Source organism: Pseudomonas sp. LBUM1640 (assembly GCF_059716225.1).
Window position 1 is genome coordinate 6,368,957 of sequence record NZ_CP166816.1, and the last position, 25,608, is coordinate 6,394,564.

A 25,608-nucleotide genomic window follows, 5' to 3' on the forward strand; every position below is an offset into this window, starting at 1 on the left:
TTTTCTCTGAATCAAGGCCATTCATGACTATCTGCGGCATCGAAATCAAAGGCAGCGAAGCCATCATCGCTGTCGCCTCGCTGGACAGCCAGGCGCTGACACACATCGCCCTGGCCACCAAGAAAATCGCCCTCGACGGCGACGATGAAGCGGCCAACGTCAAAGCCTTCGCCGCCCAGGTGAAGGCGTTTGTGCAGGCAAACGCCATCACCCGCATCGCGATCAAGAAACGCAGCAAGAAAGGCGAATTCGCCGGTGGCCCGACCACGTTCAAGATTGAAGGGGTGTTTCAGTTGCTGGAGGGTGTTGAGGTGGTGTTGTTGTCGCCGCAGACCATCAATGCGCAGAACAAGAAGCACGACTTTGCCCTGCCGGCCTCGCTGAACAAATATCAGCATGAGGCCTACAAAACAGCGTGTTCGGCACTGGTAAAGAAGTAAGCCACACCACAAATCCCCTGTGGGAGCGGGCTTGCTCGCGAATGCGGAGTGTCAGGTTAAACATCTCTCACTGATACACCGCATTCGCGAGCAAGCCCGCTCCCACATTTGATGCGTGTTGCCCTTCAGTGAGATGTACGGCTTTTGTGCAGCAGCCAATCGCCGAACGTTTTGTCTTCCAAGGCATAGCCTCCCCGGCTCGACTTCCACACCAGCTCCTTGTCGCGCAGGGCATCGATGCAGGCCTGGATGGTCTGAGTGCCCGGCACCACGTCGCTGCCCATGTCTTCCAGCGCTTTGCTGACTGCCGTCAGGGTGCTGTCGGTAAACGGCGCGAACGGTTGGTTGTGTTGCGAACGCTCCACCATCACTTCCAGCACGGCGCGCTGGGGGATGGTGAGGTTGTTCCAGGCGCTTTCGAATTCAGTCCATATACCCGCGCGCAATAGTTCGGCACGACTGTGCAACAGTTGGCCCAAATTGCTGGCCTCGCCCAGTTCCAGCGCCACTTCACCAATAATGGTGCGCAGCATCTCGGGACGATGACCTGCCAACTCAAACGCCTCATCAATGTCGGCAGCGCTGAATTGATTGGTTTCGGCCAGGTGCGCGTTGAGGTGTGCGGTATAAGCCTGGGTGAACGCTTTGCCGAGCAAGGGGAACGGCGTGATGCTGGAGCCGAAAAACGGCTGACTTTTGCCCAACACCAGATGCGCAAGCTTGTCGCGATTGGAACCGGTGAACACCAGGTGCAAGCCGCTGCCCTCCTCGTCACGGCCTTGGTTGAGCTGGTCCCGGGCGGCCTTTAACGCGAACATCGCGTTGATACCGGACTCGGTGGTTAAGGCGTGCTGCGCTTCGTCAATCACCAGTACGACGGGTTTTTGCGCAGCGCTGTGGAGCAATTCCAAGGCCTGGGTCAGCGTTGCGCCGACAGGCAATTGTGGTTTGGTAAAGTCCCAAGAGAGCGTGCGCAGAAAGCTGAGTTTCTCGATTCCAATGTTCTTGGCCAGTTTGCGAATGCCCTTTTCATAGGGCACCAGAGCAGCGGCAATCGCGCTGTCGATCAACTCTGCCGGATCTTTGTCTTTGTCCGCCCAGAGATCGACATACACCGCCAGCCAGCCGCGCAGTTGGCACTCCGGGATCAGGTCTTCACGCAAAAAGGTACTTTTGCCGGTGCGGCGCGGCGCCGCGAGGAACAGGCCGGAAGTGAAATCCTGAATACCGGCCCCCACCAAACCGTCGGCAATGCTGCTTGCCAGGGCGGGGCGGCGAAACACAAAGCCGCTGTTCTTGGACATGGTTTTATACTCAATTATGGAAAGGACTATAAATTATAGTAGTGAGTATAATTAACTATAATTGCCCGTCAAACCACTTCCCGTCGCCGATCCTCTCTCGGACATTTCGCAAACCTCGCCCGATAGCTGCGCGTGAAGTAAGAAGGCGACTCAAACCCACAGGCAATACTCACCTCCAACACGCTCATATCGCTCTGGCGCAATAATTGTCGGGCTTTTTCCAGGCGCAGGCCGAGGTAGAAGTTGCTTGGCGTATCGTTCAAATGCAGGCGAAACAGCCGCTCCAGCTGGCGCCGAGTGACTTTGATCGCCTCGGCCAACGCCAACGTGCTCAGCGGCGGCTCAGTGTGTTGCTCCATTTCACCGATCACCTGCACCAACTTCTTGTTGTTGATGCCGTAGCGTGTGGCGATCTGCATGCGCTGGTGGTCTTTGCGCGGGCGGATGCGGCCGAGTACGAATTGTTCGGAAACCTGGATCGCCAGGTCCGGGCCGTGAGCCTGGGCGATCAGGTCGAGCATCAGGTCGATGGAAGCAGTGCCGCCGGCGCAGGTGATGCGACGACGGTCGATCTCGAACAGCTCCTGGGTCACGGTGAGCTGTGGATAAGACTCCTTGAAGGCGTCAATGGCTTCCCAGTGCAGGGTGAGGCGGTGGCCATCGAGCAAACCGGCCTCAGCGAGCACGCAGGCGCCGGTGTCGATGGCGCCCAGCGTCACGCCGTCGTGGTCGAGGCGGCGCAGCCAGTGTTCCAGCGCGGGCGTGGTGAACTTCAAGGGTTCGAAACCGGCCACCACCATCAAGGTCGCGCCTTTTTTCAGCGGCTCCAGCGCGGCGTCGGCGTTCACCGACATGCCGTTGCTCGCCAGCACCGCACCGCCATCGGCGCTGAGTACATGCCAACGGTACAGCTCGCCACGAAAGCGATTGGCCACGCGCAGCGGTTCCAGCGCGGAAATAAAGCCAATGGCCGAGAAACCCGGCATCAGCAGAAAGTAGAAATCCTGGGACATGGTGGCGCTCTCGCAAGACGGGCAGCGTGGTCACTGTGATACGCCAGTTCAAGGGGCCATTCAAGAGCACAGGTCGCTGCAGTGCAAGAGCTGGTCGCCGCCGTGCGCTTTGCCGGCCCTCGGCTTGCGTAACTTGGCTGCACGGCGCACAAAGACGCCGGACCCCACAATAACGACCTGCCGAGGGATCCACCATGAACCGACTGATCAGCCGCTGCGTGCTCGCACTCAGCGCCAGCGCCATTTTGAGCACCAGCGTATTCGCGGCCGACGCAGAATCTTGCCGGAACGTGCGCATGGGCGTGGTGAACTGGACCGACGTGATCGCCACCAGCGCCATGACCCAAGTGTTGCTCGACGGCCTCGGCTACAAGACCAAACAGACCAGCGCCTCCCAGCAAATCATCTTCGCCGGCATCCGTGACCAGCGCCTGGACCTGTTCCTGGGCTACTGGAACCCGTTGATGACCCAGACCATCACGCCGTTCGTCAACGCCAAACAAGTCAAAGTCCTCGAGAAGCCGAGCCTGGAAGACGCGCGCGCCACCCTCGCCGTGCCGACTTACCTGGCGGACAAAGGCCTGAAAACCTTCGCCGACATCGCCAAGTTCGAGAAGGAGCTGGGCGGCAAGATCTACGGCATCGAGCCAGGTTCGGGCGCCAACACCCAGATCAAGGCGATGATCGCCAAGAACCAGTTCGGCCTGGGCAAGTTCCAGCTGGTGGAGTCCAGCGAAGCCGGCATGCTCGCCGCCGTGGACCGCGCGGTACGCCGCAAGGAAGCCGTGGTGTTCTTCGGCTGGGCGCCGCACCCAATGAACGTCAACGTGGCGATGACTTACCTTACCGGCAGCGACGACGCCCTGGGCCCGAACGAAGGCATGGCCACGGTGTGGAGCGTCACCTCGCCCACCTACGCCGAACAATGCCCCAACGTGCACAAGCTGCTGACCAACCTGACCTTCACCGCCGCCGACGAGAGCCGAATGATGCAGCCGTTGCTGGATCACAAAGACGCGCTCGAATCCGCCAGGCAGTGGCTAAAGGACCACCCGCAAGACCAGCAGCGCTGGCTCGAAGGCGTGACCACCTTCGACGGCAAACCGGCCGCGGCCAACCTGCAATTGACCAGCAAATAACCTGACCCGAATCACCGCGTCGCAGCCGCTGTTGGCTGCGCGCGGCATCACTACGCCCGCCTGTAAGGAACCGACTCATGAACCACGACGTCATCATCACCTGCGCACTCACCGGTGCTGGCGACACGACCGGCAGAAGCCCACACGTGCCGGTCACTCCCAAACAAATCGCCGCCGCTGCCGTAGAGGCCGCCAAAGCCGGCGCGACCGTGGTGCATTGCCATGTGCGTGACCCGCAAACCGGCAAGTTCAGCCGCGATGTAGCGCTGTACCGCGAAGTGATGGAGCGCATCCGCGAGGCCGACATCGACATTATCGTCAACCTCACCGCTGGCATGGGCGGTGACCTGGAAATCGGCGGCGGCGAAAACCCGATGGAATTCGGCCCCAACACTGATCTGGTCGGCCCGCTGACGCGCCTGGCCCACGTGGAAGCGCTGCTGCCGGAAATCTGCACACTCGATTGCGGCACGCTGAACTTCGGCGATGGCGACACCATTTACGTGTCCACCCCGGCGCAACTGCGTGCTGGCGCCAAGCGCATTCAAGAGCTGGGCGTTAAGCCTGAACTGGAAATTTTCGACACCGGCCACCTGTGGTTCGCCAAACAGATGATCAAGGAAGGCTTGCTCGATAACCCGCTGTTCCAACTGTGCCTGGGCATCCCGTGGGGCGCACCGGCCGACACCACCACCATGAAAGCCATGGTCGACAACCTGCCCGCCGACGCAGTGTGGGCAGGCTTCGGCATCGGCCGCATGCAAATGCCGATGGCCGCACAAGCCGTGCTGCTGGGCGGCAACGTGCGGGTCGGCCTGGAAGACAACCTGTGGCTGGACAAAGGCGTGCTGGCCACCAACGGTCAGCTGGTGGAGCGGGCGAGTGAAATCCTCAGCCGCCTGGGCGCACGGGTTATGACCCCGGCGGAAGGCCGCGTGAAGATGGGCCTGACCAAGCGCGGCTAACTTCCTGCCGAAACCGAATTAAAAATGTGGGAGCGGGCTTGCTCGCGAAGACGGTGAATCAGTCACCGAATGCATCAACTGACACACCGCATTCGCGAGCAAGCCCGCTCCCACAGGGTTCTTCACATTATTCAGGGAACGTCGACATGCGCTTTATCACCGAAATCAAAACCTTCGCCGCCCTCGGCAGCGGCGTTATCGGCAGCGGCTGGGTGTCCCGCGCCCTGGCCCACGGGCTGGACGTGGTCGCCTGGGACCCGGCGCCCGGTGCCGAAGCGGCCCTGCGCAAACGCGTCGCCAACGCCTGGGGCGCCCTGGAAAAACAAGGCCTGGCGCCGGGTGCCTCCCAGGACCGCCTGCGCTTTGTCGCCACTATTGAAGAGTGCGTGAAAGACGCCGATTTCATCCAGGAAAGCGCTCCGGAACGCCTGGAGCTGAAACTGGAACTGCACAGCAAGATCAGCGCGGCGGCCAAGCCGAATGCGTTGATAGGCTCCAGCACTTCGGGCCTGTTGCCGAGTGAGTTCTACGAGGGCTCGACCCACCCGGAACGCTGCGTGGTCGGCCACCCGTTCAACCCGGTTTACCTGTTGCCGCTGGTGGAAGTGGTGGGCGGCAAGCACACTGCACCCGAAGCCATTCAAGCGGCGATCAAGGTGTATGAATCCCTCGGCATGCGCCCGTTGCACGTGCGTAAGGAAGTGCCGGGGTTTATTGCCGACCGCCTGCTCGAAGCGCTGTGGCGTGAGGCGTTGCACTTGGTCAATGACGGCGTGGCGACCACCGGCGAGATCGACGATGCGATCCGTTTTGGCGCTGGCTTGCGCTGGTCGTTCATGGGCACGTTCCTCACCTACACCCTTGCCGGCGGCGATGCCGGGATGCGGCACTTCATGGCACAGTTCGGCCCGGCGTTGCAGTTGCCGTGGACGTATTTGCCGGCGCCGGAGCTGACCGACAAGTTGATTGACGATGTGGTCGATGGCACCAGCGAGCAGTTGGGCAAACACAGCATTTCGGCGCTGGAGCGCTATCGTGATGATTGCCTGCTGGCGGTGCTGGAAGCGGTGAAGACCACCAAAGCCAAGCACGGTATGAGCTTCGCTGAGTAACCGCTGTTGGTTTCATGTGGGAGCTGGCTTGCCGGCGATAGCGATGTACGACTCACCGCCGCTATCGCAGGCAAGCCAGCTCCCACATTTTTGACCGAGTACATTTTCGGAATCCACGCCATGCCCGCATTGACCACCTACACCACCAACATCCAGCCCGACTGGGTGGATTACAACGGCCACCTGCGCGACGCGTTCTACCTGCTGATCTTCAGCTACGCCACCGATGCGCTGATGGACACCCTGGGTTTGGACAGTGAAAACCGCGAAGCCAGCGGCCACTCGTTGTTCACCCTGGAGCTGCACCTTAACTACCTGCACGAGGTGAAACTTGGTGCAGAGGTAGAGGTGCACACCCAATTGATCGCTCACGATGCCAAGCGCCTGCACCTCTATCACAGCCTGCACCTGGTCGGTGATGAGAAAGAACTGGCCGGCAATGAACAGATGCTGCTGCACGTCGACCTCGCCGGCCCGCATTCGGCACCGTTCACCGAGGCCACCCTGGGGGAACTCATTGCCATCAGCGCTGACCAGGCCGACCTGCCAAGGCCTGCTCTGCTCGGCCGCGTGATTGGATTACCGCCCAAAAAACACTAAGGAATCGCCATGCAAACCGCCGCCGCTGTTGCCGACTTCCGTACCTACCCAACAATCTGCGACCTCGCCGAGGTGCAAGTGCTGGCTGATCAGCTTCGCGTGCAATGGGCCGATGGGCGGGTGAGCCCGTTCCATCATCAATGGCTGCGGGACAACTGCCCGTGCGCGGAATGCGTGTACAGCGTGACCCGCGAGCAGGTGCTGGAGATTGTCGATGTAGCAGACAATCTCACCGCCGTCAGTGCGCATGTTGATCAAGGTTTTCTGAGCGTGGAATGGCACGGCGGTCATCGCAGCCAATACGATCCGGGCTGGCTGCGGGCACATGCCTACGATGATGAATCCCGCGCCGAGCGCCGTGCAGCCAAACCCAAATCGCGGTTGTGGGACAGCGCTTTCGAGTTACCCGTATTCGACTACGCAGCCGTGATGGAAGACTCGAAAACCCTGCTGCAATGGTTGCTGGCCTTGCGTGACTCGGGCCTCACGCAAATCCGTGGAGTGCCCACCGAACCCGGTTCCCTGGCACTGATCGCCAAGCGCATTTCGTTCATTCGCGAGAGTAACTTCGGCGTGCTGTTCAACGTGCAATCCAAGGCCGATGCCGACAGCAATGCCTACACCGCTTTCAACCTGCCGTTGCACAGCGATTTGCCCACACGCGAGCTGCAACCGGGGCTGCAATTTCTGCATTGCCTGGTGAACGATGCCACGGGCGGCGAGAGTATTTTTGTCGATGGGTTTGCCATCGCCAATGCACTGCGCATCGAAGACCCCGAGGCGTTTCGCGCGCTGTGTGAAATCCCCGTTGAGTTTCGCAATAAAGACCGTCACAGCGACTACCGCCGCCTCGCGCCGATCATTGCGCTGGATGCCTTGGGGGAAGTCGCGGAGATCCGCATGGCCAACTTTTTGCGTGGGCCGTTCGAGGCGCCGGTTGAACAGATGCCGTTGTTGTATCGCGCGTATCGGCGCTTTATCGCGATGACGCGGGAAGCGCGTTTTCGGCTGGTCAAGCGCCTGAATCCGGGGGAGTTGTGGTGCTTTGATAACCGCCGCACCTTACATGCGCGTAATGCGTTTGACCCGGCTTCCGGGGCGCGGCATTTCCAGGGTTGTTACATCGACAGGGATGAGTTGCTTTCTAGAATTCTGGTGTTGCAGCGGTAGACCGAGGCGCGGCATTCGCGAGCAAGCCCGCTCCCACATTTGACCGAGTTTTATCTTTGAAATGCGGTCGAATGTGGGAGCGGGCTTGCTCGCGAAGAGGCCGGCACATCTACCACAAACCCCAGGCAAAAAAAGCCCCGATCCAGCCGTGACTGGTTCGGGGCAGAGTGCTGGGTGTGAGCGTGACATCCCGAGGGTGACCAAACCTTCAAGGTGCGTGCCTGGCCTTCAGTGTGCCTGTTACTTGTGTCGGTAAATGACCCGAAAACGACCTGTTCATAGCCATCTGAGCCATTCGTCAATTCTGCCCTTGCCGACCGGCCGAGGGCCTACCAGAATCCCAGTCAGTCCCCGCTCCCTACACCAGGATGAACGTCATGATGCACGCGGATTTGATTGACCAGGATGACCTGCTGGGCCAACTGCGCTCGCTGGGTTTTGAAGTGTCCAGCGGTGCCACCGCCGAGCAGGCTTGCGAGTGTGCGGTGCGCGGTTTGAGCGCCGCGCGGGCCAAGGCGCTCAAGGGCATGGTGGAACAGATGTACACCGGCAGTGCGACGATCTTGCCGGCTGTGCGTCAGGCGATCGATAAGCAGTTGTTGCCGGCTTTGGTGCAGTTCAAGCAGAACTCTGGCGCCTGATAGATCGCTATCGCAGGCAAGCCAGCGCCCACAGGGGAATGCATTCCAAATGTGGGAGCGGGCTTGCTCGCGAATGCAGGCGACTCGGTCTAGAGCCTTACACTCGCGAACGTCGACTCATTCCTGGCCTGGCTCAACGCCGACATCGGCCCCGACAACGGTGACAACACCAGCGCCTGCGGAATCGGCATCATCGCCACTTGCTGGGTGGTGTTGGAGCCTACGCGTTCATCGCGTGGCGGAATGCCGAAGTATTCGCGGTAGCACTTGGAGAAGTGCGGCGTGGACACAAACCCGCACACCGAGGCCACTTCGATGATCGACATCGGCGTTTGCTTGAGCAGCTGCCGCGCACGGATCAGGCGCAGCTTGAGGTAGTAACGCGATGGTGAGCAGTGCAGGTATTTCTGGAACAGCCGCTCCAGCTGACGGCGCGACACGGCGACGTATACCGCCAGCTCGTCCAGGTCGATGGGCTCTTCGAGGTTGGCTTCCATCAGCGCGACGATTTCCTGCAGTTTCGGCTGGTTGGTGCCGAGCATGTGCTTGAGCGGCACGCGCTGGTGATCCTGCTCGTTGCGGATGCGTTCGTACACAAACATTTCGGAGATGGCAGCCGACAATTCACGGCCGTGGTCGCGGCTGATCAGGTGCAGCATCATGTCCAGCGGCGCGGTGCCGCCCGAACTGGTGAAGCGGTTACGGTCCAGCGTAAACAGGCGTGTGCTCATGGCCACGCGCGGGAAGGCTTCCTGCATCGACGCCAGGCATTCCCAGTGCACGCTGCAGTCAAAACCGTCGAGCAAACCGGCGCAGGCCAGGGCCCAACTGCCGGTGCATACGGCGCCGAGGCGACGCGACTGGCGCGCCTGGCTTTGCAGCCACGACACATGTTCACGGGTAACGGTGCGCTGGATACCCACGCCGCCGCACACGATCACAGTGTCCAGGGCCGGGGCTTTGTGCATGGAGGCATCGGGGGTGATTTGCAGACCGTCGCTGGCCCACACTTGGTTGCCGTCGACACTCAGGGTTGTCCAGCGATACAGCTCGCGGCCGGACAGCTGGTTGGCCATGCGCAGGGGTTCCACTGCAGACGCCAGGGAAATCAGCGTGAAATTGTCCAGCAGCAAAAAGCCGATGGATTGAGGCGCACGGTTCTGGGGTTGAGCCCCGGAGTTGAACGACGTCATCGCGGTATCTCCTCACACAAAGCGGGTGATGGCCTCAGGCGAGGCTCTTGTTATTGCGCTCGCCCTGGAAAGGAGAGACTTTGAATTGATAGAGCAAATGCCATGCCTAAAATTGAATGGCCATTCAATAACTCCTGAAAACGACCTGATGACGCGTCTATATAAGCCCGCGCAACACGTACGGGATATGCCCCGAAAAGGACGCTGGAGTGAGCCCGCTCACGGGGTGTGAGCAGATCGGTAGCACTTGTGGGAAGGCGCTTTGCGGGCGTAGGAAAAGTCTGTCACCGCGCGCACGAGTGACGGGTGGTCGGGAGGGGAATCGTCTGAGGGCTACTTATCTGTTTGCGACGCGCTAAAAGGTGGCGCCTTTTGGTTCCGGTGTTCACTTTATGAGCAGTGTTGCTGCGACTACCGCGATCGCAGGCAAGCCAGCTCCCACATTTGGAATGCATTCCCCTGTGGGAGCTGGCTTGCCTGCGATGGCGGTATCACTGGATCAACACTCAACCGCACTCACCGCCAACCCGCCCCGCGATGTTTCCTTGTACTTGTCATGCATGTCCGCGCCGGTATCGCGCATGGTGCGGATTACCCGGTCCAGGGAGATAAAGTGCTGGCCGTCACCGCGCAGCGCCATTTGCGCGGCGTTGATCGCCTTGACGGCGGCAATCGCATTGCGCTCGATGCACGGCACTTGCACCAGCCCGCCCACCGGGTCGCAGGTCAGGCCGAGGTTGTGTTCCAGGCCAATTTCGGCGGCGTTGCACACCTGCTCCGGCGTGGCGCCAAGAATCTCGGCCAACCCAGCGGCGGCCATCGCGCAGGCCGAACCCACTTCACCCTGGCAACCGACTTCGGCACCCGAGATCGAGGCGTTCTTTTTGCACAGGATCCCCACCGCCGCCGCACCCAACAGGTAGTCGACGACGTTGGCTTCGGTGACCTCTTCGCTGAACTTCATAAAGTAATGCAGCACCGCCGGAATGATCCCCGCCGCGCCATTGGTCGGCGCGGTGACCATGCGCCCACCCGCTGCGTTTTCTTCATTCACCGCCAGGGCGAACAGGTTGACCCACTCCATGGCACTCAAGGTCGAGCCAATCACATTCGGCTTGCCCAACTCCTGCAAGCTGCGGTGCAATTTGGCGGCGCGCCGGCGCACGTTCAAGCCGCCGGGCAAGATGCCCTCGTGCTTGAGGCCCTGCTCCACGCAATCTTGCATGGCGCGCCACAGCTTCATCAGGCCGCTGCGGATGTCTTCTTCGCTACGCCAGGTTTTTTCATTGGCCAGCATCAATTGCGCCACGCGCAGGTTGTGGGTCTTGCACAGCTGCAACAGCTCCACCGCGCTGGAAAAATCATACGGCAGTTCGGTGCGGTCCATGTCGGCCACGCCACTTTGCGCCTGGGCCTCGTCCACTACAAAGCCGCCGCCGACTGAATAGTAAGTGTCGCGGTGCAGCTCGCCTTCATCGCCGAACACGACGAGGGTCATGGCGTTGGGGTGAAACGGCAGGTTTTCGTCGAGCAGGCGCATGTCGCGGGCCCAGATGAACGACACCGGCAAACGGCCGTCGAGCAGCAGTGTGTCGGTCTCGCGCAGGGTGTGAATACGCAGGCCGATTTGCGCCGGGTCGATGGCGTCCGGCCATTCGCCCATCAGGCCCATGATGGTGGCGGTGTCGCTGCCGTGGCCGATGCCGGTGGCCGACAATGAGCCATACAGCTGAACTTCGACGCGCCGTACTTGTTCCAACAGTTCACGTTCACGTAATGCCTGGACGAACAACGCCGCGGCGCGCATGGGGCCGACGGTGTGAGAACTCGAAGGCCCGATGCCGATCTTGAACAGGTCGAAAACACTGATAGCCATTAACGTGTAACTCCGCAGGTGAGCAGGCCGGACACCAAGGAGCTGCTACGCTCAGATCGCCCAGATGGCGGCATCATCAAGCTTTTATCCGCCCTCACGGCGTCTCACACCGACGTAACCATGCTCACCAGCGTCGCTCCCGTGCGATCGGGCGTTTTGGCCGTTTTTAGCGGTGCAGATCGGTAAAAACTGCGGTTTTGCCATTGGAAAAATCTGTAAGCGACGTCACCGACACTGGATACGACCATCCCTGTACTGGATACGACGCCCCCTGTAGGCGTCAGATTTTCACTGGTACATGATCAGTCTCGACTCGTTTGCAAGGCACCGTGCCGTCGCCTCGATGCACGACCCAACCGCAACACTTATAAAGCGCGGCGAATGCCGCCAGAAAAAAGACACAGGAGTCTACCCCGATGAAAGGTTCACCCTCGTTGTTGTTGGCCGCCATGCTGAGTCTGCCAGCCCTGGCACACGCTGCAGAACCGGAACAGTGCAAGACCGTTAACTTCTCCGATGTCGGCTGGACCGACATCACCGTCACCACCGCAACCACCAGCGAAGTGCTCAAGGGCCTCGGCTACAAGCCGCGCACCACGATGATTTCGGTGCCGGTGACCTACAAGTCGCTGGCCGACGGCAAGAACATGGACATCTTCCTCGGCAACTGGATGCCGACCATGGAAAACGACATCAAGCAGTACCGTGATGCCGGCACCGTGGAAACCGTGCGCGCCAACCTGGAAAACGCCAAGTACACCCTGGCCGTACCAGAAGCGCTGTACAACAAGGGCCTGAAAGACTTCGCCGACATCGTCAAATTCAAGGATGAACTGGGCGGCAAGATCTACGGTATCGAACCGGGTAACGACGGCAACCGCACCATCCAGACGCTCATCGACAAAGACGCCTTCGGCCTGAAAACCGCGGGTTTCAAAGTGGTTGAGTCCAGCGAAGCCGGGATGCTCTCGCAAGTGGAACGCGCCTCCAAGCGTGGCCAGGCCATCGTGTTCCTCGGCTGGGAACCGCACCCGATGAACACCCGCTTCAAGATGAAATACCTGACCGGTGGTGACGACTCGTTCGGCCCCAACTACGGCCAGGCCACCATCTACACCAACGTGCGCAAGGGCTACACGCAGGAATGCAGCAACGTGGGCCAGTTGCTGAAAAACCTGTCGTTCACCCTGAACATGGAAAGCACCCTGATGGGCAACGTCCTGGACGACAAGATGAAACCCGACGCCGCCGCCAAGGCCTGGCTGAAGAAGAACCCGCAAGTGCTCGACACCTGGCTGGCCGGTGTGACTACGGTTGATGGCAAACCCGGTTTGGAGGCCGTTAAAGCTTACCTCGACAAGTAATTGCTGACCCCGGACCGGTGCGCTGGTCCGGGATGTTTTCCCCTTCGCATGTGGACATTCACTACCATGCTGACTGAACATAAAATCCCACTAGGCCAGTACATCGCTGCCTTCGTCGAATGGTTGACCCAACACGGTGCCAACTACTTCGACGCAATCGCATCGACCCTGGAAACGATGATCCACGGCGTGACGTTTGCGCTGACCTGGTTCAATCCGCTGGCATTGATCGGTCTGGTTGCGCTACTCGCTCACTTTATTCAACGCAAATGGGGCCTGACGGCGTTTGTCATTGCCTCCTTCCTGCTGATCCTGAACCTTGGGTACTGGCAGGAAACCATGGAAACCCTCGCGCAGGTGTTGTTCGCCACCCTGGTCTGCGTGGTCATCGGTGTGCCGCTGGGCATTGTTGCCGCGCACAAACCGATGTTCTACACCCTGATGCGGCCGGTGCTCGACCTGATGCAGACCGTACCGACCTTCGTCTACCTCATCCCTACCCTGACCCTCTTCGGGCTGGGTGTGGTGCCTGGGCTGATTTCCACGGTGGTGTTCGCGATTGCCGCGCCTATCCGTCTGACCTACCTGGGCATCCGTGATGTGCCGCAAGAGTTGATGGACGCCGGCAAGGCCTTTGGCTGCTCGCGCCGTCAGTTGCTCTCACGCATTGAACTGCCCCACGCCATGCCGAGCATTGCCGCCGGCATTACCCAATGCATCATGCTGTCGCTGTCGATGGTGGTGATCGCGGCCCTGGTGGGCGCCGACGGCCTCGGCAAGCCGGTGGTCAACGCACTCAACACCGCTGACATTGCCCTGGGCTTTGAAGCCGGCCTGGCAATCGTATTGCTGGCCATCATGCTCGACCGCATCTGCAAACAACCCGACGCCAAAGTAGGGGGTGATGCATGAGCATTATCCGATTCGACAATGTCGACGTGATCTTCTCCAAAGACCCGCGCGAAGCCCTCAAGCTGCTCGACCAGGGCATGCACCGCAACGAGATCCTGAAAAAGACCGGGCAGATTGTCGGCGTTGAAAAAGCCAGCCTGGACGTGGAAAAAGGCGAGATCTGCGTGCTGATGGGCCTGTCGGGCTCGGGCAAGTCGAGCTTGCTGCGCTGCATCAACGGCCTCAACACCGTCAGCCGTGGCCAGTTGTTTGTAGAGCATGAAGGGCGCCAGATCGACATCGCGTCCTGCACGCCTGCCGAGCTGAAAATGATGCGCACCAAGCGCATCGCCATGGTGTTCCAGAAGTTCGCCTTGATGCCCTGGCTGACGGTGCGCGAGAACATCAGCTTCGGTCTTGAAATGCAGGGCCGCCCGGAGAAAGAGCGGCGCGCGCTGGTGGATGAAAAACTCGAGCTGGTGGGCCTGGCCCAATGGCGCAACAAGAAGCCCGACGAATTGTCCGGCGGCATGCAGCAGCGCGTCGGCCTGGCCCGCGCGTTGGCGATGGACGCCGATATCCTGCTGATGGACGAACCTTTCTCCGCCCTCGACCCGCTGATTCGCCAAGGCCTGCAAGATGAATTGCTGGAGCTGCAACGCAAGCTGAGCAAGACCATTGTGTTTGTGAGCCACGACCTGGATGAAGCGCTCAAATTGGGCAGCCGCATCGCGATCATGAAAGACGGCAAGATCATCCAGTACAGCGTGCCGGAAGAGATCGTGCTGAACCCGGCGGATGACTATGTGCGCACCTTCGTCGCGCATACCAACCCGCTGAACGTTCTGTGCGGTCGCAGCCTGATGCGCACCCTGGACAACTGCACCCACGTCAACGGCTCCATCAGCCTGGACCCGGGTGGTGATTCGTGGCTGGACCTGACTGAAGGCAATGTGATTAAAGGCGCACGCCAGAACGGCACGCCGTTGAATCTGCAGAACTGGGCGCCGGGACAACCGGTGGAAGGTTTGGGCCGTGTACCGACGCTGGTGGATTCGAATATCGGCATGCGCGATGCGTTGCAGATTCGGTATCACACGGGGAACAAGCTGGTGTTGCACAACAACAACCAAGTGGTGGGGATTTTGGGGGACAGCGAGCTGTACCACGCCCTGCTGGGCAAGAACCTGGGCTAGGCCAACACCCCAAACCCCGCTGAAGAAACGGGGTCAATGTGGGAGCGGGCTTGCTCGCGAATGCGGTGTGTCAGTCAACACATCTGTCACTGATCCACCGCATTCGCGAGCAAGCCCGCTCCCACATTTTGATCTGTTTACGCACTGAATAAGCGGCGCCAGTGACGGCGCCGCCCCGCTCAACTATCAGCTATAGACACGGCCAAGGAGCTGCCGATGGCTTTCAAACTGATCGAGCACGTCCCGGGTGATTTGTTCCTGGGCAAAGCCCATCAGGTCGTATTCCTGAGGCCCATTGTGCAGGTAGACCTCGGCCCGGTAGTAACGCGTGCGCTCTTCTTCGGGCAAGTCGCTCGGTGCCGACGAGTAAGCATCCAGGCTCACTTCATAGACAAACGGGTTGCCCTCTTCCATCTCGATACGCACACCAATGCAACGCTTGGATTTACCCAGCAGGGTCTGCACTTGCAGCCCCTGATCACGCAACGCAACCGCCGCTTCTTCCAGCGCAGGCGTGACGTGCTTGTCCATAAAGCGTTGCACAGTGCCCTGGCTTGGTTGCAGGTCCAGGGCGGTCAAACGCTCGCTGAAACCACGACGGCCACGCTCGGCCAATTGCGCCTGCTCCTGTTCGATGGCCACGTCCTGGCGCATGGCCTTGTGCAAACCGAACATGAACAGAATCAGCACCACCGAGAACGGCAATCCCGCCAACACCACCATGGTTTGCATGGCTTCAAAGTTGCCGGCAAACAGCAGGCCGATGGTCACCAGGGTGATCACGACCGACCAGAAGATTCGCAGCCAATGCGGCGCATCTTCGTCCACATTGCCGCCTTTGCAAGAAAGGTTGGCCATCATCACCGCGCCGGAATCCGCCGGGGTCAGGAACAGCACGAAGCCCACGAAGATCGACACGCCGATGACGATTTTCGACGCCGGGTAATGCTCCAGCAGTTGGTAGATGGCCATCGACGGTTGTTCCAGCGCCGTCTTGCCCAACTCCACCGCACCGTGGTTCAGCACCAGGTCCAGTGCCGAGTTACCGAAGATCGACAACCACGCCAAGGTGAAGCCCAGCGGAATCAGCAGCACGCCAGCCACCAGTTCACGCACGGTGCGGCCACGGGAAATACGCGCAATGAACATGCCTACGAATGGCGCCCAGGAAATCCACCAGGCCCAGTAGAACAGGGTCCACAGGCCCATCCAGCGCTCGGTCTTGTCGGCGTCGCCTTCGTACACATAGAGGTCGAAGGTTTTCAGCACGATACCGTTGAGGTAGTCACCGGTGTTCTGCACCAGGCCGTTGAGCAGGTGCAGGGTCGGGCCGAACAGCAGCACAAAGATCAGCAAACCGCTGAACAGCACAATGTTGAGGTTGGACAGGCGGCGAATGCCGTTTTCCACACCCGACACGGCGGCGATGGTCGCCACGGTGCTCATCACGATGATCACGATCAACAGGTTGGTATTGCTGTGCTGCATACCGAACAGGTTTTCCAACCCAGACGACACCTGCATCGAACCAATCCCCAGGTTCGTCACCAGGCCCAGCAGGGTCACGAACATGCCGAAACCGTCCACCGCGTGGCCGGCCGCGCCTTTCACCCAACGCTCGCCCACCAGCGGGTACAGCGCCGAACGCAACGCCAGCGGCTGGTTATGGCGATACGCGAAGTACGCCACGGCCAGGCCGACCAGTGCATAGATCGCCCAGCCGTGCAGGCCCCAGTGCAGGAAGGTCAGTTGCAGCGCCTGGCGTGCCGCACCATTGCTGGCGGCCGCGCCTTCGGGCGGGTTGAAGTAGTGGTCCAAAGGCTCCGAGGCACCGAAGTACAGCAGCGAGATGCCGATGCCCGACGAGAACAACATGCCGGCCCAGGCGCCGTAGCTGAAGTCCGGGGTGTCGTCCTTGCTGCCCAGTTTCAACTTGCCATAGGACGAAAACGCCAGGCCGACCACGAACACCAGGTAAGCGGCGATGACCACCATGTAGTACCAACCGAAGCTTTTCGACAGCCAGGCCTGTGCTACGCCGAGCATGCGCCCGGCCTCCTGCGGGGCGATGATCAGAATGGCGGTCAACAACAGAATGAGCGCGGTGGAGGTGTAAAACACCCAACCGTTGACCCGGACCTTTTCCGGCGGGGTCTTTATAAGAGAGGCAGAACTCATGGCGCAGATGCTCCAGGCAGTGCGAGAGAGAAACACAAGGCAACGGTTATCCCGGGACATCGATTTTTCGGCAGTCGACGGACGGGTGTTATAAAGACACCCCGAAAATTCTTGAGCCGTGCCGAAGCAATGGCCAGGCCCTGAGATGGCCTGTTTCAAGGGTTTTTGCAGGTGTCAGAGGCAGTGGCTCACAGGTAGGAAATATCTGTAGGTCGCGACCATTTGTCGCAGATCTTATTCTTTGTTGATTGAACGTTCAATCAAAACAAAATAGACTGGCCTTCAAGCCGACGGACGTTTATCGCCCACCGGCAGGCCTAAGGAGAGGTGCTACATGCCCAAGGTCGGTATGCAACCCATACGCCGCCAGCAGTTGATCGAAGCCACCTTGACGGCCATCGATCAGGTCGGAATGGGAGATGCCAGCATTGCGCTGATCGCCCGTTTGGCCGGCGTCTCGAACGGCATCATCAGTCACTACTTTCAGGACAAGAACGGCCTGATCGCCGCAACGATGCGGTACTTGATGAATGTGCTGATCGAGAACGTCCACGAACGCAGGCAAGCGTTGAAGGAAGACAGCCCCCGTGCCCACCTGCAGGTGATCATCGGCGGCAACTTCGACGCCAGCCAGGTCAACGGCCCGGCAATGAAAACCTGGCTGGCCTTCTGGGCCACCAGCATGCACCACCCGTCATTGCACAGGTTGCAGCGGATCAACGATCACCGTTTGTATTCCAACCTGTGCTGCCAGTTCCGCCGTGTGCTGCCGCTGGAAGATGCACGCAGCGCAGCCCGGGGCCTGGCGGCTTTGATCGACGGTTTGTGGTTGCGCGGTGCCCTGTCGGGAGACGCTTTCGACACGGAGCAGGCGCAGCGGATCGCTTACGAATACATGGATTTCCAATTGGCCAAGCAGGTGAGTTAGAGCACACATAACCGCTCAGCCCCTGAACGTCTGCCACTCAGTGTTGCCAGAACCCCATGGCCCACTGGTGGCGGGTAACGCCAACCACTTATGCACTTGCGAGGACTTTATGGCCCGTTTCGAACTGCAAAAACTCTACATTGACGGCGGCTACAGCGACGCTGGCAGCGATGCCACCTTCGAAGCCATCAACCCGGCTAACGGTGAAGTTCTCGCCCAAGTGCAACGTGCTACCAAAGACGACGTTGAACGTGCCGTGGTCAGCGCCGAAAAAGGCCAGAAAATCTGGGCCGCGATGACCGCCATGGAGCGTTCGCGCATCCTGCGTCGCGCCGTCGACATCCTGCGTGAGCGCAACGATGAGCTGGCCGCCCTGGAAACCCTGGACACCGGTAAAGCCTTCTCCGAAACCCAATACGTCGACATCGTGACTGGCGCTGACGTGCTGGAATACTACGCAGGCCTGGTGCCGGCCATCGAAGGCGAGCAGATCCCACTGCGCGACACTTCGTTCGTCTACACCCGCCGCGAACCGCTGGGCGTAGTGGCCGGTATCGGCGCCTGGAACTACCCGATCCAGATCGCCCTGTGGAAATCCGCACCGGCCCTGGCCGCCGGTAACGCAATGATCTTCAAGCCGAGCGAAGTCACCTCGCTGACCACCCTGAAACTGGCCGAGATCTACACCGCAGCCGGCGTTCCGGCGGGCGTGTTCAACGTATTGACCGGCAGCGGCCGTGAAGTCGGCACCTGGCTGACCGAGCACCCGCGCATCGAGAAAGTCTCGTTCACCGGCGGCACCGACACCGGCAAGAAGGTCATGGCCAGCGCTTCCAGCTCCTCGCTCAAAGAAGTGACCATGGAACTGGGCGGCAAGTCGCCGCTGATCGTGTTCGAAGACGCCGACCTGGATCGCGCGGCCGACATCGCGATGATGGCCAACTTCTACAGCTCCGGCCAGGTCTGCACCAACGGCACTCGCGTGTTCGTGCCTAAACACCTGCAAGCGGCCTTCGAAGCCAAGATCGTTGAGCGTGTTGCGCGCATTCGCGTTGGCGACCCACAAGACGAAAACACCAACTTCGGCCCGCTGGTCAGCTTCGCCCACATGGAAAGCGTGCTCGGCTACATCGCCAAAGGTAAAGAAGAAGGCGCCCGCGTACTGTGCGGCGGCGACCGTCTGACCGACGGTGCATTCGCCAAAGGCGCTTACGTGGCACCCACCGTGTTCACCGACTGCACCGACGAGATGACCATCGTCCGTGAAGAAATCTTCGGCCCAGTGATGAGCATCCTCACTTACGAGACCGAAGAAGAAGTGATCCGCCGCGCCAACGACACCGACTTCGGCCTGGCCGCTGGCCTGGTGACCAAGGACCTGAACCGCGCTCACCGCGTGATTCATCAGTTGGAAGCGGGTATCTGCTGGATCAACGCCTGGGGCGAGTCCGACGCCAAGATGCCGGTCGGTGGCTACAAGCAATCCGGTGTGGGCCGCGAGAACGGCATCAGCTCGCTGAACAACTTCACCCGCATCAAATCGGTACAGGTTGAGCTGGGCGACTACGCCTCGGTGTTCTAACACCCCCGAGCCGGGGTGCGCCTTTGTGGCGAGGGAGCTTGCTCCCGTTGGAGTGCGTAGCAGTCCCAAAAATCTTGGGAGCGCTACGCACTCCAGCGCGAGCAAGCTCGCTCGCCACAACAAGCTCCCTCGCCACAAAAGCAGCTTGAACCACTTATATGAGGGTGCATTTATGTCCCAAGAATACGATTACATCATTGTGGGTGCCGGCTCCGCCGGTAACACCCTGGCGACCCGTCTGACCGAAGACGAAGGCGTCACCGTCCTGCTGCTGGAAGCCGGCGGCCCGGACTACCGTCTCGATTTCCGTACCCAAATGCCGGCCGCCCTGGCGTTCCCGCTGCAAGGTCGCCGCTACAACTGGGCCTACGAAACCGATCCAGAGCCCCACATGGACGGCCGCCGGATGGAATGCGGTCGCGGCAAGGGCCTGGGCGGCTCGTCGCTGATCAACGGCATGTGCTACATCCGTGGCAACGCCATGGACTACGACAACTGGTCAAAACTTCCAGGGCTTGAAAACTGGACGTACCTGGACTGCCTGCCCTATTTCAGAAAAGCTGAAACTCGGGACATCGGCCCCAACGACTACCACGGTGGCGAAGGTCCGGTCAGCGTGACCACGCCTAAAGCCGGCAACAACCCGCTGTTCCACGCGATGGTTGAAGCAGGCGTACAGGCCGGCTACCCGCGTACCGACGACTTGAACGGCTACCAGCAAGAAGGCTTCGGCCCGATGGACCGTACCGTCACGCCTAAAGGCCGTCGCGCCAGCACCGCACGCGGTTACCTGGACACGGCTAAAAAGCGTTCGACCCTGACCATCGTCACCCACGCCCTCACCGACAAAGTGTTGTTTGAAGGCAAGCGTGCGGTTGGCGTGCGTTACCTGATCGGCGCCGCTGAAGAGCGCGTTGAAGCCCGTGCGCGCAAAGAAGTACTGGTGTGCAGCGGCGCAATCGCTTCGCCGCAACTGCTGCAACGCTCCGGTGTTGGCCCGGCCAAACTGCTGGAAAGCCTCGACATCCCGGTGGTCCACGACCTGCCAGGCGTCGGCGAAAACCTGCAGGACCACCTTGAGTTGTACCTGCAATACGCCTGCACCCAACCGGTCTCGCTGTACCCGTCGCTGCTCTGGTACAACCAGCCAGCCATCGGTGCCGAGTGGCTGTTCAACGGCACCGGTATCGGCGCCAGCAACCAGTTCGAGGCCGGCGGTTTCATCCGTTCGCGTCCTGAATTCGAATGGCCGAACATCCAGTACCACTTCCTGCCGGTAGCGATTAACTACAACGGCAGCAACGGCGTGAAGGAGCACGGTTTCCAGGCGCACATGGGCTCCATGCGCTCGCCAAGCCGTGGCCGCGTGCAGCTGAAGTCGAAGAACCCACGGGACTACCCGAGCATCCTCTTTAACTACATGGCCACTGAGCAGGACTGGCAGGAATTCCGTGACGGCATCCGCCTGACCCGTGAAATCATGCAACAGCCGGCTCTCGACCAATACCGTGGTCGCGAAATCAGCCCGGGCATTGACGTGCAAACCGATGAACAGCTCGACACGTTCATCCGCGAACACGCCGAAACCGCGTTCCACCCGTCGTGCTCGTGCAAGATGGGCACCGACGAGATGGCCGTAGTGGACGGTGAAGGCCGCGTGCATGGTATGCAGGGCCTGCGCGTTGTGGATGCGTCGATCATGCCGATCATCACCACCGGCAACCTGAACGCGCCGACGATCATGATCGCCGAGAAAATCGCCGACAAGATCCGTGGCCGCCAGCCACTGCCGCGCAGCACCGCCGACTACTACGTAGCAGGCGATGCGCCGGTGCGTGGCAAGCCGATGCGTGAAGTGGGCCCGTTGGCTCAGTAACCGCAATACCCTGTGGCGAGCGAGCTTGCTCGCGCTGGAGTGCGAAGCGCTCCCAAGATTTTGGGGGCCGCTGCGCAGCCCAGCGGGAGCAAGCTCCCTCGCCACAGGTGATCACCTTTCCTTGATCAGCTCCCCGCCCCAGGCCTACTCTGTTGCCTGCCCGCGATGAGCCGCCCACAAGGAAGGCCCCATGTTCGACCACCACGCCACACTCAAAAAGCACTTCAGTGCCCTGCGCACCCGCGCCGAATTTTTCTCGCTGCGTTACGTACGCGAATCCGGCCAATACCTGTCGGTACGCAAGAACGTCGCCGAGCCGCCACACCTGAACCACGACGAGGGCGCCATGCTCACCGTGCGTCTCAATGGGGTGGAAGCCTACGCCGCCACCCACGATATCTCCCTTGCCGGCCTGCAAGCCGCCCTTGAGCGTGCTGAAGAGCAAGCCCGGCGCATCTTGCCTCACGCCCTGCTCGACCTGCACACGCAGCCCGTGGCCAGCGACGTCGCCGACTACCTGTCGCCTGACCTCGACCAGCCCTTCCCGTCCCTGAGCGACTGCTACCAACTGCTCGGTGACGAGTCTGCCAGCGTGCCCAAGGATGAGCGCCTGGTCAGCTGGGAAGTCAGCCTGGGCACCACTCGGGTTGAACAGATCTACCTCAACAGTGCCGGTGCCGAATTGCGCCAGGCCCAGCGCTTCGTCTACCCAGGCCTGAGCGTCACCGCGTTTGATGGCAACGACAGCCAGACCCGCACGCTGGGCGGCACCAACTTCGGCCAGCAAGGCAGTGCGAACGTGATTCGCCGCTTCGGCCTGGCCGGCGCTGCCCGCACCGTCGCCGACGAGGCGCTGCAACTGTTGCTCGCGCCCAACACGCCCCACGGCCCGCGCGACCTGCTGCTGATGCCCGACCAGATGATCCTGCAGATCCACGAATCCATCGGCCACCCGCTGGAGCTGGACCGCATCCTCGGCGATGAGCGCAATTACGCCGGCACCAGCTTTGTAAAGGCCAGCGACTTCGGCCACCTGCAATACGGCTCACCGCTGCTGAATGTGACCTTCGACCCGGACATCCCCGAACAGCTCGCCAGCTACAGCCATGACGACGACGGCACCCGCGCCACCAAGCAGTTCCTGATCCGCGACGGCCTGCTGCTCAAGCCGTTGGGCGGCGCCCTGTCGCAATTTCGCGCAGGCATGCAAGGCGTCGCCAACAGCCGCGCGTGCAGCTGGAACCGCGCGCCGATCGACCGCATGGCCAACCTGAACATCGAGGCCGGCGACAAGACCCAGGCCGAGTTGATCAGCGGTATCGAGCACGGCATTCTGATGAGCACCAACCGCTCCTGGTCCATTGATGACGCGCGCAACAAATTCCAGTTCGGCTGCGAGTGGGGCCAACTGATCGAAAACGGTGAACTCAAGGGCGTCGTGAAGAGCCCCAACTACCGTGCGATTTCCGCGCAATTCTGGCGCAAGCTCAGCGCCGTCGGCGACGCCAGCACCTTCAAGGTATTGGGCACGCCCAACTGCGGCAAAGGCGAACCCAACCAAGTAATCCGCGTGGGCCATGCGTCGCCTGCGTGTGTGTTCAGTGACGTCGACGTGTTTGGGGGAGATGCCTGATGAACACCTTCAAGGCACTGGTGGAGTGGCTCAAGCAGGCCGTCACCGACAAGGAACAATTTCACTTGGGTTATGCGGACGAATCCTCCGAGTTCGTGCGCTTCAACCACGCGCAAGTGCGTCAAGCCGGGCACGTGCAACAGGCCAGCCTGAACCTCAAGCTGATCAACGACGGCCGCCACGCCGACCTCGGCATCACCCTTGCCGGTGAACCCGAGCTGGACCGCCAACGCCTCGCCGATGGCCTGCAACAGTTGCGCGAAACCTTGCCATTGCTGCCGCAGGACCCGTACCTGTTGCTCAATCACAACGCCTGGCAAAGCAGCAACGAACAACTGCGCCCACTGCCGGAACTGGCCCAGGTGCTGGATGACATCAGCCAGGCCGCAGCCGGCGTGGACTTGGTCGGTTTCTACGCGGCCGGCCCAATCAGCCGTGGCTTCGCCAGTTCAGATGGCGCGTTCGGCTGGCACCAGTCCAATAGCTTCAACTTCGATTTCAGCCTGTTCCACGCCAACGGCGAAGCGGTTAAAGCCAGCTACGCCGGGCACACCTGGAACAGCGCCGAGTTCGCCGCACGCTTCCAACAGGCCCGCGAGCAGCTGGAGTTTCTCGGCCGCCCGCTGCACAAGCTGGCGCCGGGCCAATACCGCGCCTACCTCGCGCCGGCCGCGCTGGAAGAAATCATCAGCATCATCACCTGGGGCGGGTTTTCCGCGCAGGCGATTGCCAGTAAAGGCAGCTCGTTGCAAAAGCTGTATGCCGGTGAACAGTCGCTGAGCCCGCTGGTGAAGGTCGACGAGCAGATCAGCGGCTCGCTGAGCCAGGCATTTTCCACCGAAGGCTACCCGCGCGGGGATGTCACGCTGATCAACGCGGGCAAAGCAGAAGGCCAGTTGATCAACTCACGCAGCGCTGCCGAATACGGCTTGAGCACCAACGGCGCCAGCAGCGATGAATCGCCGAGTGCCTTGCAGATGGCGGCGGGCAGCTTGGCCCAGGCCGATATCCTCAAGCAATTGGGCACCGGGCTGTACATCAGCAACCTGTGGTACTTGAACTACTCGGACTTGCCGGCCGCACGCCTGACCGGCATGACGCGTTTCGCCACGTTCTGGGTGGAAGACGGCGAGATCAAGGCGCCGGTCAGCACCATGCGTTTTGATGACAGCGTGTATAGCCTGCTCGGTTCGCAGCTTGAAGCACTGACGGCGGAGCGGGAGCTGTTGTTGTCGGCCAGTACGTACAGCCAGCGCAATACCGCGTCCAATTTGCTGCCGGGGGCGTTGGTTAAACGCCTCACTCTCACTTTGTAAACAGCACTTCCCCCTGTGGGAGCTGGCTTGCCTGCGATGCAGACACCTCGGTGTGTCAGTAGGACCGCAGTGATGCCATCGCAGGCAAGCCAGCTCCCACACTGTTCTGTGTTCTTTTCTGATACCCCCGCCTCACCCCTTCCTACCGCAAAATCCCATCTCACACATCTCCCAGTGCGGTCGGTTGTCGCCCGCAAAAAACCTCGTTATAACGGTTGGTGGCACCCTGCCACTAACCCCGCGTGCGCGCACGTGAAGCATGACCTTGCCTGGATTCGGCAAGCTGGAGCGTTGACATGGACCATGGAAGTTTTGTCATAGAAGGGCTGTTCAAACACTACAACGTTCACGTTGAGCAGCTCGGTAACGATTCGGAGAAAAAAACCGTCCTGATGGTCAATGGGGCACTGTCCACCACCCGTTCCTTCGCCCGCACCAGCAAATGCCTGGCGGAACACTTCAATGTGCTGCTGTTCGACCTGCCGTTCTCCGGCCTTTCGCGCGAGCACAACACCGACCTTGACCTGGTCACCAAGGACGACGAGGTGCACATCCTGCGCGCCCTGGTGGAGCGCTTTGAGGTCAACCATTTGGTGTCGGCCTCGTGGGGCGGCATCTCCACGCTGCTGACCCTGGCGCACAACCCGCCCTCCATCGAAAGCTCGGTGGTGATGGCCCTGGCGCCCAACCTCAACCAGGCGATGCTCGATTATGTCGAACGCGTGCGCGTGTTGATCGAGGCCGATGACAAGTCGGCGGTCGGCCACTTGCTCAACGAGACGGTCGGCAAATACCTCTCGCCCAGGCTCAAGCGCAATAACCATCGGCACCTGTCGAGCATGGCCACCACCGAGTACCGCCAGGCGCGCTTTCATATCCATCAGGTGCTGGGCCTGGGCGATGGCAACTACCTGCCGGCGCTCACGCAGATCGAAACCCCGGTGCATTTCATCAACGGCGCGCTGGATGAGTACACCCCGGCGGCAGAGGCCCAACTGTTCAAAAAATATGTGGGGCGCAGCACGTTCGCCGTGGCTGAACACACCGGCCACTTGCTCGACCTTGAGTCACGCGAGGCCGCACTGGCGGTGCACCGTGTGCTGTTGGATTTCCTCGTCGGTAAGCACGCGGCGTTGTCAGATTTAGACGAACCGCCAGTGGGAAAAGGAGCAATGGATGGCGCATAATCGC

21 protein-coding genes are annotated in these 25,608 nt (G+C 60.7%); 16 read left to right on the top strand and 5 right to left on the bottom strand.

Going from position 1 to position 25,608, the window contains the following annotated elements; all coding sequences use genetic code 11:
* Nucleotides 1–23 precede the first annotated feature (23 nt).
* Nucleotides 24–440 carry a DUF3010 family protein gene (locus ACA065_RS28350; protein WP_497692423.1) on the top strand — a complete coding sequence of 139 codons (417 nt, stop codon included), beginning with the start codon at nt 24–26 and terminating at the stop codon, nt 438–440.
* Nucleotides 441–565: 125 nt separating this feature from the next.
* Here the strand turns inward: ACA065_RS28350 and ACA065_RS28355 are convergent, their stop codons facing one another.
* Both ACA065_RS28355 and ACA065_RS28360 read right to left on the bottom strand, forming a co-directional pair.
* Nucleotides 566–1,744: an AAA family ATPase gene (locus tag ACA065_RS28355; protein WP_497692424.1), complete on the bottom strand. Its 1,179-nt coding sequence runs from the start codon at nt 1,742–1,744 to the stop codon at nt 566–568.
* Between the two features lie 68 nt (nt 1,745–1,812).
* Nucleotides 1,813–2,757, bottom strand: coding sequence for a GlxA family transcriptional regulator (locus ACA065_RS28360; protein WP_497692425.1), 945 nt, complete (start codon nt 2,755–2,757; stop codon nt 1,813–1,815).
* Between the two features lie 194 nt (nt 2,758–2,951).
* Here ACA065_RS28360 and ACA065_RS28365 point away from each other — a divergent pair, with 194 nt between their 5' ends.
* The 6 genes from ACA065_RS28365 to ACA065_RS28390 all read left to right on the top strand — a co-directional run bounded on the left by ACA065_RS28365 (nt 2,952) and on the right by ACA065_RS28390 (nt 8,384).
* Nucleotides 2,952–3,896, top strand: coding sequence for a choline ABC transporter substrate-binding protein (locus ACA065_RS28365; RefSeq protein WP_497692426.1), 945 nt, complete (start codon nt 2,952–2,954; stop codon nt 3,894–3,896).
* Between the two features lie 77 nt (nt 3,897–3,973).
* A complete protein-coding gene (gene cdhC / locus ACA065_RS28370) occupies nt 3,974–4,861 on the top strand; it encodes a 3-dehydrocarnitine:acetyl-CoA trimethylamine transferase CdhC (RefSeq protein ID WP_497692427.1) in 888 nt (295 codons plus the stop codon).
* Nucleotides 4,862–5,007: 146 nt separating this feature from the next.
* A complete protein-coding gene (locus tag ACA065_RS28375) occupies nt 5,008–5,973 on the top strand; it encodes an L-carnitine dehydrogenase (protein ID WP_497692428.1) in 966 nt (321 codons plus the stop codon).
* Nucleotides 5,974–6,093: 120 nt separating this feature from the next.
* Entirely contained in the window at nt 6,094–6,573 is a 480-nt protein-coding gene (locus ACA065_RS28380) for a thioesterase family protein (protein WP_497692429.1), read from the top strand.
* Nucleotides 6,574–6,582: 9 nt separating this feature from the next.
* On the top strand, nt 6,583–7,743 hold the full coding sequence (locus ACA065_RS28385; protein ID WP_497692430.1) for a gamma-butyrobetaine dioxygenase: 1,161 nt from the start codon (nt 6,583–6,585) through the stop codon (nt 7,741–7,743).
* Between the two features lie 377 nt (nt 7,744–8,120).
* Nucleotides 8,121–8,384: a hypothetical protein gene (locus ACA065_RS28390; RefSeq protein ID WP_106575603.1), complete on the top strand. Its 264-nt coding sequence runs from the start codon at nt 8,121–8,123 to the stop codon at nt 8,382–8,384.
* A gap of 89 nt (nt 8,385–8,473) precedes the next feature.
* Here the strand turns inward: ACA065_RS28390 and gbdR are convergent, their stop codons facing one another.
* Together gbdR and ACA065_RS28400 are read right to left on the bottom strand one after the other, a co-directional pair.
* A complete protein-coding gene (gene gbdR / locus ACA065_RS28395) occupies nt 8,474–9,577 on the bottom strand; it encodes a choline metabolism transcriptional regulator GbdR (RefSeq protein ID WP_005792167.1) in 1,104 nt (367 codons plus the stop codon).
* Nucleotides 9,578–10,076: 499 nt separating this feature from the next.
* Nucleotides 10,077–11,453 (bottom strand): L-serine ammonia-lyase, encoded by a 1,377-nt coding sequence (locus tag ACA065_RS28400; protein WP_497692431.1) that lies wholly within the window; start codon nt 11,451–11,453, stop codon nt 10,077–10,079.
* A gap of 416 nt (nt 11,454–11,869) precedes the next feature.
* On the opposite strand from ACA065_RS28400, the gene ACA065_RS28405 reads away from it, so the two are divergent.
* The 3 genes from ACA065_RS28405 to choV all read left to right on the top strand — a co-directional run bounded on the left by ACA065_RS28405 (nt 11,870) and on the right by choV (nt 14,904).
* On the top strand, nt 11,870–12,817 hold the full coding sequence (locus ACA065_RS28405; RefSeq protein WP_497692432.1) for a choline ABC transporter substrate-binding protein: 948 nt from the start codon (nt 11,870–11,872) through the stop codon (nt 12,815–12,817).
* A 66-nt stretch (nt 12,818–12,883) separates the two neighbouring features.
* A complete protein-coding gene (gene choW / locus ACA065_RS28410) occupies nt 12,884–13,729 on the top strand; it encodes a choline ABC transporter permease subunit (RefSeq protein ID WP_497692433.1) in 846 nt (281 codons plus the stop codon).
* A complete protein-coding gene (gene choV, locus ACA065_RS28415; protein WP_497692434.1) occupies nt 13,726–14,904 on the top strand; it encodes a choline ABC transporter ATP-binding protein in 1,179 nt (392 codons plus the stop codon). Before choW ends, choV begins: the two co-directional genes overlap by 4 nt.
* Nucleotides 14,905–15,090: 186 nt before the next feature.
* Here choV and ACA065_RS28420 read toward each other — a convergent pair whose 3' ends face one another.
* Entirely contained in the window at nt 15,091–17,025 is a 1,935-nt protein-coding gene (locus ACA065_RS28420) for a BCCT family transporter (protein ID WP_497695431.1), read from the bottom strand.
* Nucleotides 17,026–17,416: 391 nt separating this feature from the next.
* Here ACA065_RS28420 and betI point away from each other — a divergent pair, with 391 nt between their 5' ends.
* The 6 genes from betI to ACA065_RS28450 all read left to right on the top strand — a co-directional run bounded on the left by betI (nt 17,417) and on the right by ACA065_RS28450 (nt 25,604).
* Complete coding sequence (gene betI, locus ACA065_RS28425) at nt 17,417–18,010, top strand: transcriptional regulator BetI (protein WP_032858683.1); 594 nt, start codon at nt 17,417–17,419, stop codon at nt 18,008–18,010.
* A gap of 109 nt (nt 18,011–18,119) precedes the next feature.
* Nucleotides 18,120–19,592 carry a betaine-aldehyde dehydrogenase gene (betB, locus tag ACA065_RS28430; RefSeq protein ID WP_497692435.1) on the top strand — a complete coding sequence of 491 codons (1,473 nt, stop codon included), beginning with the start codon at nt 18,120–18,122 and terminating at the stop codon, nt 19,590–19,592.
* Nucleotides 19,593–19,764: 172 nt separating this feature from the next.
* A complete protein-coding gene (gene betA, locus ACA065_RS28435; RefSeq protein WP_497692436.1) occupies nt 19,765–21,468 on the top strand; it encodes a choline dehydrogenase in 1,704 nt (567 codons plus the stop codon).
* A gap of 190 nt (nt 21,469–21,658) precedes the next feature.
* A complete protein-coding gene (locus tag ACA065_RS28440; protein ID WP_497692437.1) occupies nt 21,659–23,101 on the top strand; it encodes a TldD/PmbA family protein in 1,443 nt (480 codons plus the stop codon).
* On the top strand, nt 23,101–24,417 hold the full coding sequence (locus tag ACA065_RS28445) for a TldD/PmbA family protein (protein ID WP_497692438.1): 1,317 nt from the start codon (nt 23,101–23,103) through the stop codon (nt 24,415–24,417). The genes ACA065_RS28440 and ACA065_RS28445 overlap by 1 nt, the downstream gene beginning before the upstream one ends.
* A 296-nt stretch (nt 24,418–24,713) precedes the next feature.
* Nucleotides 24,714–25,604, top strand: coding sequence for an alpha/beta fold hydrolase (locus tag ACA065_RS28450; RefSeq protein WP_497692439.1), 891 nt, complete (start codon nt 24,714–24,716; stop codon nt 25,602–25,604).
* The last annotated feature ends 4 nt before the right edge of the window (nt 25,605–25,608 follow it).

What these genes read in the sequence shown, in the direction of transcription:
- ACA065_RS28350 (WP_497692423.1), top strand. Translation starts at nt 24, where the DNA reads ATGACTATCTGCGGCATCGAAATCAAAGGCAGCGAAGCCATCATCGCT.
- gbdR (WP_005792167.1), bottom strand. Translation starts at nt 9,577, where the DNA reads ATGACGTCGTTCAACTCCGGGGCTCAACCCCAGAACCGTGCGCCTCAA.
- ACA065_RS28375 (WP_497692428.1), top strand. Translation starts at nt 5,008, where the DNA reads ATGCGCTTTATCACCGAAATCAAAACCTTCGCCGCCCTCGGCAGCGGC.
- betI (WP_032858683.1), top strand. Translation starts at nt 17,417, where the DNA reads ATGCCCAAGGTCGGTATGCAACCCATACGCCGCCAGCAGTTGATCGAA.
- cdhC (WP_497692427.1), top strand. Translation starts at nt 3,974, where the DNA reads ATGAACCACGACGTCATCATCACCTGCGCACTCACCGGTGCTGGCGAC.
- ACA065_RS28440 (WP_497692437.1), top strand. Translation starts at nt 21,659, where the DNA reads ATGTTCGACCACCACGCCACACTCAAAAAGCACTTCAGTGCCCTGCGC.
- ACA065_RS28360 (WP_497692425.1), bottom strand. Translation starts at nt 2,757, where the DNA reads ATGTCCCAGGATTTCTACTTTCTGCTGATGCCGGGTTTCTCGGCCATT.
- betA (WP_497692436.1), top strand. Translation starts at nt 19,765, where the DNA reads ATGTCCCAAGAATACGATTACATCATTGTGGGTGCCGGCTCCGCCGGT.
- ACA065_RS28365 (WP_497692426.1), top strand. Translation starts at nt 2,952, where the DNA reads ATGAACCGACTGATCAGCCGCTGCGTGCTCGCACTCAGCGCCAGCGCC.
- choW (WP_497692433.1), top strand. Translation starts at nt 12,884, where the DNA reads ATGCTGACTGAACATAAAATCCCACTAGGCCAGTACATCGCTGCCTTC.
- ACA065_RS28405 (WP_497692432.1), top strand. Translation starts at nt 11,870, where the DNA reads ATGAAAGGTTCACCCTCGTTGTTGTTGGCCGCCATGCTGAGTCTGCCA.
- ACA065_RS28390 (WP_106575603.1), top strand. Translation starts at nt 8,121, where the DNA reads ATGATGCACGCGGATTTGATTGACCAGGATGACCTGCTGGGCCAACTG.
- ACA065_RS28450 (WP_497692439.1), top strand. Translation starts at nt 24,714, where the DNA reads ATGGACCATGGAAGTTTTGTCATAGAAGGGCTGTTCAAACACTACAAC.
- ACA065_RS28355 (WP_497692424.1), bottom strand. Translation starts at nt 1,744, where the DNA reads ATGTCCAAGAACAGCGGCTTTGTGTTTCGCCGCCCCGCCCTGGCAAGC.
- ACA065_RS28445 (WP_497692438.1), top strand. Translation starts at nt 23,101, where the DNA reads ATGAACACCTTCAAGGCACTGGTGGAGTGGCTCAAGCAGGCCGTCACC.
- ACA065_RS28400 (WP_497692431.1), bottom strand. Translation starts at nt 11,453, where the DNA reads ATGGCTATCAGTGTTTTCGACCTGTTCAAGATCGGCATCGGGCCTTCG.
- betB (WP_497692435.1), top strand. Translation starts at nt 18,120, where the DNA reads ATGGCCCGTTTCGAACTGCAAAAACTCTACATTGACGGCGGCTACAGC.
- ACA065_RS28380 (WP_497692429.1), top strand. Translation starts at nt 6,094, where the DNA reads ATGCCCGCATTGACCACCTACACCACCAACATCCAGCCCGACTGGGTG.
- ACA065_RS28385 (WP_497692430.1), top strand. Translation starts at nt 6,583, where the DNA reads ATGCAAACCGCCGCCGCTGTTGCCGACTTCCGTACCTACCCAACAATC.
- choV (WP_497692434.1), top strand. Translation starts at nt 13,726, where the DNA reads ATGAGCATTATCCGATTCGACAATGTCGACGTGATCTTCTCCAAAGAC.